Here is a 12,841-nt window from a genome sequence, read left to right on the forward strand (position 1 = left end):
TGGTCATGGCCATCCGAGCGGGCGTCCCCGCCGCCACGGCCACCGCCGCCCTGGCCGGGGCCCACAACATCCCGGGGCGCATGCAGCGCATCAGCCAGCGCGACGGTCGACGCGGCCTGTGCATCGTCGACTTCGCGCACACCCCCGAGGCCATGGATCTGGCCCTCAAGGCCGTGCGTCCCATCACCCCGGGCCGCCTCATCGTGGTCTTCGGCTCCGACGGCGACCGCGACCAGGGCAAACGACCCATGCTGGGGGAGGTGTGCGCCCGCCTGGCCGACGTCCTGGTGATCACCGACGAGAACCCCCGCAGCGAGGACCCCCAGTTCATCCGCAACGCCATCCTGGACGGGGTACGCACCGTGCGCCCGGACCTGGAGGATGTCGAGGAGGTCACCACCTGGCGCGGCGACGCCGTGCGCCGGGGCGTCGAGCTGTGCGGATCCGACGACACGGTCATCGTCACCGGCAAGGGCCACGAGCCCTTCCTAGAGATGGCCGGGGAGTTCATCCGCTACAACGATGCCCCCGTCATGGCTGAGGCCGTCGAGGAGAAATGGGGACGGGGATGAACCTCAGCCTGAGTCAGATCGCAGCCGCCGTCGGCGGCAGACTCATCGGCCCGGACGCCCCCGTCACCGGCCCCGTCGTCACCGACTCCCGCCTGGCCACCGAAGGTGCCCTGTTCGTCGCCGTCCACGGCGAACGCACCGACGGCCATGCCCACCTGGGCTCCGCTGGCGCTCTGGGCGCCGTCGGAGCCATCGTCTCCGACCTGGAGTCCGCCCGGAGCGGGCTGATTCAGGGGGAGCGGGGGGGGACCGAGCCCCCGACAGTTTGGCATAAATGATATTAGCTTTCAACCTGGCATAAGGCCAGAAAGAGTACGATAAACCAGCCTGTAGATAGAAATTGGTCTGTGTTCCCGAATACTTTGAAAACATCCAACTCCTTTCGACGTCTCCGAAATAGTAACTAAGACCCGAAGAGACACTTACTCCGAAAGTACTTTCGGAGTCGACATATAGTCCATAACGGTTAAGTCTTCGTTGTGAGAAAGTTGATATAGACACAAGCATTATAACACAAGACAATAACAAAATTTTTTTCATATTAAATGATTTTCTTTTTATTTCTTTTGTTTTCTTTGATTTTCTTTTCTTTTAAGGGATTTTTACGGATAATTATACGGACAAAACCTTATCCGTAAAAGTTATATCCGTAAAAAATCTTTGCTTGATTTTTAGGGGTTTTGCGGGTGGTTAAGGAGAGCGTATGCCGAAAATTAATCCTCCATTAAGCGATGCCGCCATTAAGGCCCTCAAGCCTAAAGATAAAATTTATAAAAAATCTGATGGGCAAAATTTGTTTATATTTATTGAGCCCGCGGGTCGTAAATTTTTTGCGCTTGAGTATAAGAGCCCGCTCACATTAAAGATGCGCCGCATGGCCTTGGGAAATTATCCGCTTTTAACCTTAGCTAAAGCAAGGGAGTTAAAAACAGAGTTTTTGCGTTTGGTAAAAGATGGCATTGATCCAATAGTCGCTAAAAATGACGATGCGAGCCGAAATTTTGAACGGCTTGCGATGGAGTGGATAGATAAGAAAAGTAAAATCATCAAAGAAGTGACTACTCAAATTCAAATAAGAAACGCGCAGAAATATCTTTTTCCGTATCTTGGTAAAAGAGATATTTCTGGCATTTGTGCCACAGAGATAATTGAAATTTTGCGAAAAGTAGAGGATGGCGGCCACCTAAGTGTCGTCAAAAAACTGTTTCAGTTTTGCGCGCAGCTATGGAGATATGCGGTGGCTAACGGCAAGGCTCCGCACAATATCATGTCTGACATCGATTTCAAATATACTTTCAAGGCTGAAAAGAAGCAAAATTACCCGAGCTTGACGAAGGATAACGATCTGCGCGCATTAATGCTTGCTATAAGCGAATATGGTGGAGAGTATAAAACTAAAGTAGCGCTGAAGCTCGGTCTTTATACTGCGGCAAGATCGTTTAATATCCGCGCGGCGCAGTGGAGCGAGTTTGATTTCGATAAGGGGCTTTGGAGTATAGACGCTAGCAAGATGAAGCAGGAGCGCAGAAATTTTAATCTTCCGATCTCTAGGCAGGTCAAAGCCTTACTGCTTGAGTATCGTAAATTTGCGCCGGCTAGCGATTATCTGTTTTTTAATAATTTCAGCAAAACTAAGTATATGAGCGAAAATACCCTAAACGTTGCGCTTAGGCGTATGGGCTATACTAAAGACGAGATCGTTTTTCATGGGTTTCGCTCAAGCTTTAGCACGATTTGTAACGAAAACACACATATTCACGGCTACTCCGAGGCCATAATAGAAAAGTGTCTCGCACACAAAGACGCCAACTCGGTGCGTGCCGCATATAATAGGGCGGAAAATTTATCACAAATGCGAGGACTTATGCAGTGGTGGGCGGATTATTTGGACGGCTTGGTAATTTAAGCCGTCCGCGATCAGGTTTGTAGCCGCTCCACCTTACCTTCTACCTCCCGTTATTCTGCACGTTGCCGTTACCTATCTGGATATTGCCGCCGTTTATGATGATGACGCCTCTTTTAGCTTTATTTTTACGACGGGCGCGCTTGCGTCTTTTGCAAGGGCTATTCTTTTTAAAATATCTGCCGTAAATTTCAAGCAGTCCTAAAGGATTGAAGTGCTCTTTCGCATAGCCCGGGTAGAGAGCATCAAGATATAAAAGTTTATCTAAAACCTTATCCATATCGAAATTTCTGCCATAGACCTCTTTAAAAGAGAGCTCTAATTCTCGTAGCTGCGCTTCTTGCTTCTTGCTAAGCATCTCTACTTCCTCGCTAGGAAAAACCCGTCCGCCTATGCTTTTCATCGCTCGTCCTTTAGATAAAGTTTATTTCCTTCGCTTTGCTCTTTTAACTTCGACATAGCGGCGGAAAGCTTGTTTTGCAAGCAGGCAAGATCCGATTGCAAAAGCTCAAGCTCATGCCGCATAGCTATAGGGGCCTGCGCTTGCTCGATGCTTGCTTGCACCACGGCAGAGCTAAGACGGGCGATATATTCTTTTTGAGAGGCTATGGTTCCGTTAGCTAAGGCTAGCTCGCCCGCTAGATCCTCTATCTCTCCTCTTAGGCGAAAGACCTCGGACATATTAGAGATCGCTTCGTGTTTTACGTCCGTTAGCTCCTTATTAAGCGCCGATAGCTCGGCGCTGTTTATGCGAGTGGGAAAGCCCGCGCGAGAGGTGATCTTAGCGCGATATGAGGCTAGCGCATTTTTAGCCTTAGTGATCTCGCCTTTATAGTAAGCAAGCTTCTTGCCGTGCTTCTTAGCTTCAATCTCGGCATCTGATTTAAGGGAGGAGATTTCACCTTCTAGCCGTAGATTATGCTCGCGAGCTTCAGCGAAAGCCCGCACCTGCTTTAAGATAGTCTTTTCGAGCTCCTGCTCCGCCCATAACCTAAAGCCCTTAGCCTTTTCGCTGCGGATAAACATCCCGAGCTTGATAATGCCGCGGAGCGTCCATTTGATGACAGGCTTGCGAAATTTGTTTATCTCGATGACGAAATGGATATCCTGGACTATTTCGTCCGCGTGCAGTCGCTTATGCTCTCTGATGGCAGTCGTAGAAACACTGTAACGCTCCGCGACATACTCGGTAGAGAATGTTTGGAAATTTAAAATTTCAGCATGGGGGCTATCGTTCTTAAAAAGTGAGTTCATAGTAGAAATCCTTTCAAAAATGATTTAAAATCATATTTTGATGGGATTATACTATTTTAAATAGTAGAAGTCAAGCATTTTATTATTGTAAATAATATTTTTTCAAAAAAAGTTTATTTACAATCAGAGCGACAGAATTTCTGTCTCTCTAAATTTCATCTAGCAGTTCCTTAAAAGCAGTTAGTTTAGCGATTTTCTCCTTTAAGTTTTTGTTTTCTATCATAAGTTCTAAAAGATATTGATAGGTCGGCGGCACTTCGCCCTTGGTTACCCATTGCGCGGGCGTGCCCGAATTTACCTTGATAATCTCCGCCAACTCCCTTTGGGTGATACCTAGCTCGGCGCAAACTTTTTTAACGATATTTTCCTCCTTATAATTCGGATCGAAATGCCATTCTATGACGTATAAATCATTACCTTTTTTGTCTTTAAATTCTAGATGATTGCCCCCCTCATGAAAGAAAACGTCATATTCCCCCTCTTTTTTTAGCTCTTCATTAATTTCAAGAATAAGCTCTTTTTCGTTTCCTCTTTTTATTTGTGTTTTTGGGAAAATTAGGTCTTTATATTTCCCTAAAACAAGTATCTTATGCCCGTCTCTCGGGTCGTATCCTATAAGTCTAGAATTTGGGTCGTTTATCATTAAATTTGGATTGTGCTCGTTTTGCGAAAGCCAATCATATATGCTATCCTCGTCATCCTCGTTGCATAGATTATCTATACAAAACTTTTTAAAGTTTTGATAAAAAGGCGTTATTGCTTTTAAGTTGTCGGGGTGCAACCATTTATAATTTCCTTTTGCATATTTTTTGCAAACTTGAATAAACTTCTTGCTGGTCATCATTATTCCTTTGTTTATTTGATTTAGTTGATTATATCAAAATAAGCCTTAAGCGCTTTTGCCCGCCTTATAGGCTCAATAAATATCACGAACGCTTATCCTTCTTTTTCATACGCCTATATCCGAGATAGCCTTCCGTAACGATTGTTCCCATGCCAAAACCCATTAAAAAATAAAAGATCCAAAGCACCTTTTCTCCTTAAATTTAGATATAATTCCGTATGGAATTTTTAGATATTTTAAAAAACATTTTCGGCTCCGAAATCGCGGCTTTTTGTCTCGGCGCTTGCGGAGGTTATTTGTTTGCAGTTAAATTTATACTGCCGCAAAGGATTAAGGATCTCTCTGCTGAGATTTTTTCTAGAAATTGCCCTTTGGTAGAGTGCGCCTACGGAGGATATAAAAACGAGGTTAAAGTAACCGTCCGAGGCGAGAAAGTAATACATTGCGCCTGTCCTTACTTCGACTATACCGAGCGATGCTGCCGTAAAACGCACAAACCCTGTCCGCTTATGGTCTTTTAACGCTCGCACCAATATCCCACCCTGCTTGTGGCAAGAGCTAGCACCCCTCTTTTAGCTTTTTAATGTCCTCATTGAGCCAATCAAGGGGATAGCGAATTTCGCCGTTAAAAATTATGAAGCGCGGGGTAAACTCCCATTTGCCCTTATTTTTCGGCATTCGCATTTGAGCCAAAATATTGCTGTTTTGTGAATATCCTAGCATAACCGACGCCTCTTTTTGCGTCAGCAGCCTTTGATTTTCGGCAGCGACTCCAGCTACGATGCCGCTGTTTTCAAAACGCCCGAGCGCGGACGACGCTTCTTTTGGTTTTTGATATTCTGTCATTTCTTTTCCTCCGCTAAAGCTTCATCTAGCTTTTTATTCAGTAGCTTGATGGCCTTTTCTAAAGTATTGCTACCTTGCAATTTTTCTATCCCTATCTGCCCTGTTTTTGCGCTAGCGGCGATATAAAGGGTGTTTTTGGACGGGTATAGAAAAGCAAAAACCGCGACGACTATCGATATTTTAATAATGCACCTCGCGGTTTTTACCATTCGCGCGCTCGTATCGTCGTTGAATTGAATGCCGCCAAACCACAACATTATGCCTGCTAAAAGGACGCAGAAGCTACCCAACAATAGCGGATACATTTTATCCGACAGATCTGCCAAGTATATTAATAACAAGATTTCATTCATTTTTCGATCCTTTTTAAAATTTTCCTCAACTGCTTTAAATTTAGCTCAAGCAGTCGTCTGTGGATTTGTTCTGCGAGCGCACTTTTTTTGTCGCGCTTTTCTGCAGGTCCGTCTATCTTGCGCAAAAGCTCGCGCTCTTTTTCTCGGTCGGGGCTACTCATTTTTTCTCTCCTTTTAAATTTTGATGAAATTTTTCCCTGCGCAAAGACTCATAGTTGTGGATTTTATACCCTCTCGCGGTCGCGTATTCGATCTCTAGCCCTATGCCTTTTGAGCCGGCTATCAAAGACAAATCGCAGGTTTTGGCGCTAGGGATAAAAATTTCCCCGCACGTGTCGATCTGCATAAAGCAAATTTTCATAATCTCGTCGTAGCTTCTATCCGCATACTGCACCGAGTTTGCGAGCACGGGCGAAAAGAGTTCTACGGCTAGCCCCTTGCTGTCAAAAAACCCGTCGGCTTCCTCCATCGCCCTGATCGCTATACGTCTTGCTTCGCGCCTACTAGCCACAGCCGTATATGGCGAGCAGATATAAATCCGCGGTATATACATAGTGTTACTCATGGCTTTTCCTTAAAACCAAAGCTGCGATGCCGGCGGTTGCCGTAAGGACGCCTCCTAAAATCACGATGATCCATAATGCAAGTTCTAAATTTTCCATATCTCTCTCCTTAAAATAAATTTTGCGCTAATGCGTATATGGCGATCATCAGGATCGCAAAGCCCGCGCTAACCATCACCTGCTTCAGATGGCTCAATATCGATCGCGTCATCTTCCACCTCCAACGAAATCGCGCTAAATCGCGATAAAATTTCATCGGCGCTCACGGCGTCGCGCGGCATAAGCGCCATACGATCCAGCATCTTATCCTTGCGAGTAGTGCTAAGCGTAGCTATAAATTTCATCGTCTCTCTCTCCTCTCTTGAAATGATCTCTCCGTTTCGTTTTTTCTCTAAAATTTCCCGCGCCTCGCTCTCAAAAAATTGATATGAGCTAGCCATAAGCACGTCGTTTCTTTCGATATCCACTTTGGTGTTTTCCACGACCGCCTTGAGGCTGGAGTTGCGAAGCATATCTCTTACGGGTTTATCCTCGCTCATAGCCAAGGTAACTTTGTTTTGCAGGGCCTGCACCCAGCCGAATTTCTTTTTCCATCTGCCTATCGCGCTCATAGAGCTTTTCAACCCCATATCGTGAAGCTTTTTAGCTAAAGCCCGCTCCGATATAGGGGTGAAATCATTCTCTAGGTTCGCGCTTTGGATATAGATGTCAAAGGCTTTTTGTTGTATCTCGTTCATAGTTTCCACTCTCGCGCCCTCTCTTTCGCTTCTGTCCCAGCTGTCCCACTATCGCAAAAAAATGCTGACCCGCTCAAAATCCCGTATAGTGGACGTTTGCGGCGTGGCTGTCCCTTTAAGATTGCAAATCGTGGGACAAAGGTCAATAACCTAAAAAGCGTTGTTTGCTTCCTTAAGGTTTCTTTCTGTCCCATCATTTTCCCTATATAATCGGTAGAAAAAAATTTAAAAATCAAAGGCAGATTAAGTTTAAATTCAGTAATAAAAATATATGAATATATAAGCGAAAATGGTGGGACACTGGGACAATGAGCCCCTAGAGCCGATTTTAGCGCAGTTTCGCCGTCCCGACATCGAATCAAAATAGTGGGACGATAGAGGGACAAAAGCCCGTATCGTGGGACAAGGTTATTCTTCATCATCGCTTCTTGCCCCTCCGATTTGATATTCGCTTAGGGCGCCGATTTCTATAAAACTGCCGTCCACGTTGATTTTGTTAAAATCCAAATTTTCATTCGCCCGGATCCCAAATACGCAATGAGGCCTATCGCCGCTTAGTCCCGCCAAAGGATATGGCATTCGTCTTCTTCCGCGTGTAACCTTGATATTGTTTATCGTGCATTCGTCGATAAAATTTGCATAAAAATTTTTCTCTTTCTGCGGGGTGCCGCCCTTGTCCTCGATATATGTTTTGTAGAGGATATACAGGTATTTATTAGGAATGAAGTAATTTTCATCGGGGATGACGGCATCTCTTACGAAAGCCCGCATAGGATTGACGTCGTCCCTATATTCCTCAAGCTCGCTCAGCATTCGCTTGGAGTGGGTAAATTTACCCTGCTTTACGAGGCGCATAAGCCCGGAAAGAGCAAGGTTGAAAATCCCCGCCATCTCGTCGTTAAAGCGGTCGCTAAGCCCTCTAATCTTTTGCCCGTCTTTGATCTCCTTATCGAAGCTAATAAGCACCATTCGGCGAAGCGTTGCGTTATCCACGCCCTGTTTAGGCTTGGCGTTTCCCGAAAAGGCGAGTTTGGGCTTTTCATTCGGCAAAAGGTTAAAAGGCTTCTCATTTTTTGGGTTTATCATAATTTGGTCCTTCGTGGATACGAGGGCTTTTAGGTTTGCAAGCTGGCCCTTGTCGGTGCCATTCTTATCAATCTCAGTTCCAATGTTAATGAGTTTGTTTGAAAGTCCGTAAAGCTGGTGCCCCTCGAACTGCTGAAGCTGGAGGCTTGAGACGTTGTCTTCGCCGAAAAAGTTGCGAATAGTATCTAGGATAACGCTCTTGCCGTTCGCACCGCTTTTGCCGTATAAAAACAGAAAGCTTTCGAATTCGTGGCTCGGCAAGAAACAGTATCCGATAAACTCCATCAAGGTCTTGATGTCGTCCTTGTCCGCTAAAATTTGGCGTAGAAATCTATTCCATTTCGGGCAGGTAGCGTTTTTGTCGTATGCAAAATCCAAGATATTAAGTGCGCCGTCACCCTTTTCGTGGCGCGATTTAAAGGTGATGTTTCCATACTTCGAGATAAAGATCGTGCCGTTGGTTAAATTTATAACTCGCCTTTGCTCGTCGCGTTTGATCGTATCGAGCGGGTGAGCCTTGTTAAGCAAATTTTCAATGATCTTCGTGGAGTTATCCACGCTCTTTTTCTTCACGTCCACGCAAGCCCTCGGCATCCAATACTCTTGCAGGAAGTGATTTAACACGCGCAGATCGACCCTAGCGTAGTGCGTTTTCGTCCAGAAATACAGCTCTCCCTTGTATTGCGCGAAAGGATAGCCTAGCTTCTCTACCGAAGCGAGGAAGCTCTCTACCATATCCACGATGTGGGTTTGGTGGTAATTCGTAAGCACGGTCTTGTTGATCTGAAGTAGCTTATCAAACGTCGCGCTATACTTATCCCAATCTTTTTGGGCGATCTCGCCTATGAGCGCGCCGTCGAAAAAAGCTCTCTTGATCCTTTCGTAGGTATCGCTATCTGATTTCTTGAGCGCCTTGGCGTTTTTTAGGATAGTATTGATGTAGGGTTCGTCCAACTCGCCCCTGACGGTGAATATATTGACGCAGTTGCCGTCCTTATCGGTTAGCAAAAACTCGTCAAAAATTTCATCGAAATAGTGCACGATCTTGCCGCGTCGGAAGGGCGCCAGCTTCTCGCGCAAATTCGGAAAATAATCGCAAATCTCATCGATCACGACATTGGTAGGCTCGAAGCAGCTAAACGCTAGCAGATCAAACATATTGTCATTTGTGATCTTTGAGGTATGGTTGTAGAGCCAATCGCTGATGTCATATTTTTTATTCAGGTCTTTTTCGAGCATATAAAATAGCACGATATGGGTGCTTCGCGCTACAGGCTTGATTTCGTAATACCTTTTGATCGCGTTTTCATATCCCGCCTCGTCGTGGTCAAACCAGATATAAACATCTTTGCCGCGCAGCAACTCCAGATACTCGTCCCATCTGCTCCCCGCGCCGCCCAAAGTTAGGGCGTTTACGTTGAAGCTCATCAAATTCAAGGCGTCTTTTTCGCCCTCGCAGATGATGACGCGATCGTCCGGGTTATCTAAAAAATATCTAATCGGAAACGGCGCCGCTGCGGCTCCGCTCTCGCCTATCCATTTGCCGCTCATACGCTCGGAGCTTACGGCGCGAGCCTTGGCATCCCAAGCAAATTTTTCTCGGTATTTGATATTTAACGGCATGCCTCGCTCGTCGCGAATGATGATCGCTATGCTTTGATGCTCGTGCGAATATCCTATCGCGTCCTTGGAATAGGTCAGAAAGGTAGGGGCTTCATAGTTTACGAAAATTCCGCGCAGCCCGTTTTCTATGAGCGTCGGTCTTATGGCCTCAAAATTTGAGACAAGCTCCGGCGCGATGGACGCAATGCGAGCTCGCATCCTTTTTTCGGCGGTGGCCCTCTTGGCGGCGTCCGCTTTTGCGCGGGCTTCGTTTTGCTCTTGTAAAAGCTTTGCTCTAGCCTCGATCTGCGCCTTTTGCTCCTCGCTGAGTTCGCCCTTTTTGATATTGTGCGGAATGCCGAAGTATTCGCACACAGCAGCGGCGGCATCAAGCGGAGGGATGCTCTCTTTCATCTCCGTAAATCTCACGATATCGCCGCTAGCTCCGCAAGCGAAGCAGTGGAAGAAAGCTCCGCCGCTCTTGCCGTTTGCGACGCCGAGGCTCGGCGTGTCGTGGTCGTGATCGTGAAAAGGGCAGAAGCCGTTAGCCGTGCGGCCCTTAAACTCTATGCCGTATTTTGAGCTTATATAATCCCTAAACTGCTCTTTGTCGATCGTCTCTCTTATCGTTTGAAATATATTATTCTCCATGTTAATATCCCACTTCCGCGAATAGATTGTTTTGTCTTATAAAAATCCCTAGAAGCTTTGCTACGACACGAGCAAAGTCCGGGTTTTTGAACTTGAAATTTCTGAAATAAAAATAAACCGCATTGATGTTTTTGCCAGTGCGGCGAGATATAAATTTGGCTATCTCCTTTTCGCTATCGGCACACTCTAAGGCTCTGTAATAAAGCTCTGCGATGTCGTCAAAATGAGGACATTTGTAGTTTTGTCTCACGTATAGATGCCCGTCTTGTCTATAAAACCTATCGTCGCGCCCGGTCCTTCGGTCGAAATAGGATAGGTTTTGCAGGGCCTTGCGCGGGGTTTCGTAGGTGGCGCAAGCGGACTCCAGAGACATAAACTCTCTCATAGCCCGCCGCCCTCTTTGTAAAGCGCGTATCCGATAAGCTCTAAAAGGGCAAGGCAAAGTAGGGCTACCGCCCAATCTACAAAGCCCATTTCGAAAAAAGCCTCTAACATATCCGCCCCCTATAAAATTTTCATATCCTCGGTAAATTCGATCTCATAGATCGGACCGACGCCGCTTTTGAGCCAATCGATATTGACGTGCAAATTTTCTTTAAGCGCATACGCCCATTCGAGTAGAAAGGGGTATTGTCCATCTTTCGCCCGGTTGTAGAGGTGGCGCGAAGTGTGAAGCAGCTCGCAAAACTCTCCGAGCTTGAGGGAGTTATCGAGCCTCACTGCCTCGGCTCTTTGCGCCGGGGTGCTAAGGGTGCTAAGCAGGACGTAGTGTTTTGACATAATCAATCCTTACGTAATAAAGCGAGAATTTTTTCGATAGGATCGGAGACGCTTTGAGGACTAAAAGCCCGTATAAGCCCGACTTTTAGCTCTTTATCCGATATTTCTGCGTCGGGATCGCGAGAGTTCAAAACTGAGCGAGCCAAATTAATTTTACGCTCAGATCTCTCCATATCGCGACTAGCCTGCGCCAGATCAAACTCAAGCTTGGCAATTAGGGCATCGAGCCTTTTATACTCGCAAAGCTCCGCTTCTAGCCAATATCTAACTACCTCTACGGGTAGTTCTTTTTCAGTAGAAATCCCATCGTCTTCGCTTAAAGCAAACGCCATCTTTTTTCTTGCTTCCTCTTCGGCTTTAAAGGCGTGTTCTTCAAAAAAATCAGTTTGCGGTTCTGGAAAGAGCAGCGCTATTATCCTCTGCCATTTTTGCGGGACGGCTTTTTTGCTTATCCATTTATCTATAGATGCTTCTGTTGTGCTTAATGCTACAGCCAGCTGTCGGTCGGTTTTTATTTTCAAACGAGACTTTAGTCTATCTAGCTCCTCTCGCACCGTCATTTCTCTATCCTTATCGCCTGAAACGAGTAGCGCATCTGGGCGTATGCCGAGGGCTAGTGCTATCTGTGTGATCCTTTTTTCGGGGATATGCCCTCTAGTTTTCCAACCCGTCAATGCCTTATACGGAATCCGCAAAAACTCGCTAAGCTCCGTATCGGTTTTAACGCTGGCAAAGAAGCACGCTTTTGCTAAAATTTGGTCCACTTCGCTCATCGCAGATGCCCTTTTTGTAAATTTTCTTTTAACGCCTTTCAAAAATTATGGTATAATTTGCATAACATTTAAAAAAAAATCGTAAAGGAATTATACCTCGTTTTTCCTTGAAAATCAAGGTATTAGTAGGAAATTTCCGCAGAAGGAAAAAATATGAATGAAATAAACGAGATTTTAGGGAGATTGAGATTCCATTTCGGAGTAAAAAATGATACCGAGCTAGCCGAAGTTTTAGGTATTCCTTATAAAACATTAGACGGTTGGAAGACGAGAAAGTCTATACCTACATCAAGGTTACAAGACATAAGTAATAGCGAAAAACTATCCTTGGATTGGATAATGAAAGGCGAGGGGCTAGGGAGCACAAAAGCTCTTAGGAGATGGTGGGACGGCGGCAAACACAACAAAGAGAACGCGGACGTTAAACTCGATGGAAATATACGAGAAGTTAAGGGGGCGGATATCGACCTAGAGGCTATAAGAAGCCAGAGCGGAGAGATCCCGCTAAGATATTTTGAAAACGTTACTGCTAGCGCGGGATACGGTAGCCAAAACAGCGACGAAAGCTTTGAGCCGCTAAGCGTTAGCGCCGAATTTTTAAGGGCGGTATTCGGTATCACGGCAGCCAAATACGGATACGATATGATAAGGATATTCGGCGATAGCATGGAGCCTTTCGTCCAAAACGGCGATATTATATTCGTCGATAGGCAAAAGGAGATAATGAGCGGGGATGTCGTTATAGCGGAGGTCGGCGAGGATACTTTTATAAAAAAGTTTCTGCGCGATAGCGTGCATAAGAGCATCAAACTTACTTCGCTTAGCGATTTTTATCAAGACATCGTGTTAAAAGATGATGAGATTAAAAATTTGAAGC

The 12,841-nt window shown here is 45.8% G+C and carries 16 protein-coding genes; 4 read left to right on the forward strand and 12 right to left on the reverse strand.

Annotated features, from left to right (window positions below; translation table 11 throughout):
- The 3 genes from Q0135_RS03375 to Q0135_RS03385 all read left to right on the forward strand — a co-directional run.
- The coding region (locus tag Q0135_RS03375) for a cyanophycin synthetase (protein ID WP_297988234.1) at positions 1–572 on the forward strand (572 nt) is incomplete at its 5' end.
- Positions 569–850 (forward strand): Mur ligase domain-containing protein, encoded by a 282-nt coding sequence (locus Q0135_RS03380; protein ID WP_297988237.1) that lies wholly within the window; start codon positions 569–571, stop codon positions 848–850. The genes Q0135_RS03375 and Q0135_RS03380, both read left to right, overlap by 4 nt.
- Positions 851–1,275: 425 nt before the next feature.
- The gene (locus tag Q0135_RS03385; protein WP_297988239.1) at positions 1,276–2,478 is read left to right on the forward strand and encodes a tyrosine-type recombinase/integrase; all 1,203 of its coding nucleotides are present in this window, start codon (positions 1,276–1,278) and stop codon (positions 2,476–2,478) included.
- 40 nt (positions 2,479–2,518) lie between these two features.
- On the opposite strand, the gene Q0135_RS03390 is transcribed toward Q0135_RS03385, so the two are convergent.
- The 12 genes from Q0135_RS03390 to Q0135_RS03445 all read right to left on the reverse strand — a co-directional run bounded on the left by Q0135_RS03390 (position 2,519) and on the right by Q0135_RS03445 (position 11,964).
- Positions 2,519–2,878, reverse strand: a complete 360-nt coding sequence (locus Q0135_RS03390; RefSeq protein ID WP_297962957.1) for a hypothetical protein — start codon at positions 2,876–2,878, stop codon at positions 2,519–2,521.
- A complete protein-coding gene (locus Q0135_RS03395) occupies positions 2,875–3,729 on the reverse strand; it encodes a hypothetical protein (RefSeq protein WP_297988241.1) in 855 nt (284 codons plus the stop codon). Before Q0135_RS03395 ends, Q0135_RS03390 begins: the two co-directional genes overlap by 4 nt.
- A gap of 148 nt (positions 3,730–3,877) precedes the next feature.
- On the reverse strand, positions 3,878–4,570 hold the full coding sequence (locus tag Q0135_RS03400) for a helix-turn-helix transcriptional regulator (RefSeq protein WP_297988243.1): 693 nt from the start codon (positions 4,568–4,570) through the stop codon (positions 3,878–3,880).
- Between the two features lie 561 nt (positions 4,571–5,131).
- A complete protein-coding gene (locus Q0135_RS03405) occupies positions 5,132–5,419 on the reverse strand; it encodes a hypothetical protein (RefSeq protein ID WP_297988246.1) in 288 nt (95 codons plus the stop codon).
- A complete protein-coding gene (locus Q0135_RS03410) occupies positions 5,416–5,772 on the reverse strand; it encodes a hypothetical protein (protein WP_297964213.1) in 357 nt (118 codons plus the stop codon). The genes Q0135_RS03405 and Q0135_RS03410 overlap by 4 nt, the downstream gene beginning before the upstream one ends.
- Positions 5,769–5,933: a hypothetical protein gene (locus Q0135_RS03415; RefSeq protein ID WP_297921128.1), complete on the reverse strand. Its 165-nt coding sequence runs from the start codon at positions 5,931–5,933 to the stop codon at positions 5,769–5,771. Before Q0135_RS03415 ends, Q0135_RS03410 begins: the two co-directional genes overlap by 4 nt.
- Entirely contained in the window at positions 5,930–6,337 is a 408-nt protein-coding gene (locus Q0135_RS03420; RefSeq protein ID WP_297988249.1) for a hypothetical protein, read from the reverse strand. The genes Q0135_RS03415 and Q0135_RS03420 overlap by 4 nt, the downstream gene beginning before the upstream one ends.
- Before the next feature lie 165 nt (positions 6,338–6,502).
- Complete coding sequence (locus tag Q0135_RS03425; protein WP_297988251.1) at positions 6,503–7,081, reverse strand: hypothetical protein; 579 nt, start codon at positions 7,079–7,081, stop codon at positions 6,503–6,505.
- Positions 7,082–7,480: 399 nt separating this feature from the next.
- Positions 7,481–10,411 carry a phage/plasmid primase, P4 family gene (locus Q0135_RS03430; protein WP_297988253.1) on the reverse strand — a complete coding sequence of 977 codons (2,931 nt, stop codon included), beginning with the start codon at positions 10,409–10,411 and terminating at the stop codon, positions 7,481–7,483.
- Position 10,412: 1 nt separating this feature from the next.
- Positions 10,413–10,796: a hypothetical protein gene (locus tag Q0135_RS03435; RefSeq protein WP_297988255.1), complete on the reverse strand. Its 384-nt coding sequence runs from the start codon at positions 10,794–10,796 to the stop codon at positions 10,413–10,415.
- Between the two features lie 119 nt (positions 10,797–10,915).
- A complete protein-coding gene (locus Q0135_RS03440) occupies positions 10,916–11,191 on the reverse strand; it encodes a hypothetical protein (RefSeq protein ID WP_297964733.1) in 276 nt (91 codons plus the stop codon).
- Between the two features lie 2 nt (positions 11,192–11,193).
- Positions 11,194–11,964, reverse strand: coding sequence for a helix-turn-helix domain-containing protein (locus tag Q0135_RS03445; RefSeq protein WP_297964732.1), 771 nt, complete (start codon positions 11,962–11,964; stop codon positions 11,194–11,196).
- Positions 11,965–12,117: 153 nt separating this feature from the next.
- Here Q0135_RS03445 and Q0135_RS03450 point away from each other — a divergent pair.
- Positions 12,118–12,841, forward strand: a 724-nt coding sequence (locus Q0135_RS03450) for a LexA family transcriptional regulator (RefSeq protein WP_297988258.1), incomplete at its 3' end; no start/stop codon positions are given.

Origin of the sequence: uncultured Campylobacter sp. (assembly GCF_937981295.1) — a bacterium.
Classification (GTDB): Bacteria; Campylobacterota; Campylobacteria; order Campylobacterales; family Campylobacteraceae; genus Campylobacter_B.

What these genes read in the sequence shown, in the direction of transcription:
- Q0135_RS03415 (WP_297921128.1), bottom strand. Translation starts at nt 5,933, where the DNA reads ATGAGTAGCCCCGACCGAGAAAAAGAGCGCGAGCTTTTGCGCAAGATA.
- Q0135_RS03440 (WP_297964733.1), bottom strand. Translation starts at nt 11,191, where the DNA reads ATGTCAAAACACTACGTCCTGCTTAGCACCCTTAGCACCCCGGCGCAA.
- Q0135_RS03435 (WP_297988255.1), bottom strand. Translation starts at nt 10,796, where the DNA reads ATGAGAGAGTTTATGTCTCTGGAGTCCGCTTGCGCCACCTACGAAACC.
- Q0135_RS03410 (WP_297964213.1), bottom strand. Translation starts at nt 5,772, where the DNA reads ATGAATGAAATCTTGTTATTAATATACTTGGCAGATCTGTCGGATAAA.
- Q0135_RS03385 (WP_297988239.1), top strand. Translation starts at nt 1,276, where the DNA reads ATGCCGAAAATTAATCCTCCATTAAGCGATGCCGCCATTAAGGCCCTC.
- Q0135_RS03405 (WP_297988246.1), bottom strand. Translation starts at nt 5,419, where the DNA reads ATGACAGAATATCAAAAACCAAAAGAAGCGTCGTCCGCGCTCGGGCGT.
- Q0135_RS03430 (WP_297988253.1), bottom strand. Translation starts at nt 10,411, where the DNA reads ATGGAGAATAATATATTTCAAACGATAAGAGAGACGATCGACAAAGAG.
- Q0135_RS03420 (WP_297988249.1), bottom strand. Translation starts at nt 6,337, where the DNA reads ATGAGTAACACTATGTATATACCGCGGATTTATATCTGCTCGCCATAT.
- Q0135_RS03445 (WP_297964732.1), bottom strand. Translation starts at nt 11,964, where the DNA reads ATGAGCGAAGTGGACCAAATTTTAGCAAAAGCGTGCTTCTTTGCCAGC.
- Q0135_RS03390 (WP_297962957.1), bottom strand. Translation starts at nt 2,878, where the DNA reads ATGAAAAGCATAGGCGGACGGGTTTTTCCTAGCGAGGAAGTAGAGATG.
- Q0135_RS03395 (WP_297988241.1), bottom strand. Translation starts at nt 3,729, where the DNA reads ATGAACTCACTTTTTAAGAACGATAGCCCCCATGCTGAAATTTTAAAT.
- Q0135_RS03380 (WP_297988237.1), top strand. Translation starts at nt 569, where the DNA reads ATGAACCTCAGCCTGAGTCAGATCGCAGCCGCCGTCGGCGGCAGACTC.
- Q0135_RS03400 (WP_297988243.1), bottom strand. Translation starts at nt 4,570, where the DNA reads ATGACCAGCAAGAAGTTTATTCAAGTTTGCAAAAAATATGCAAAAGGA.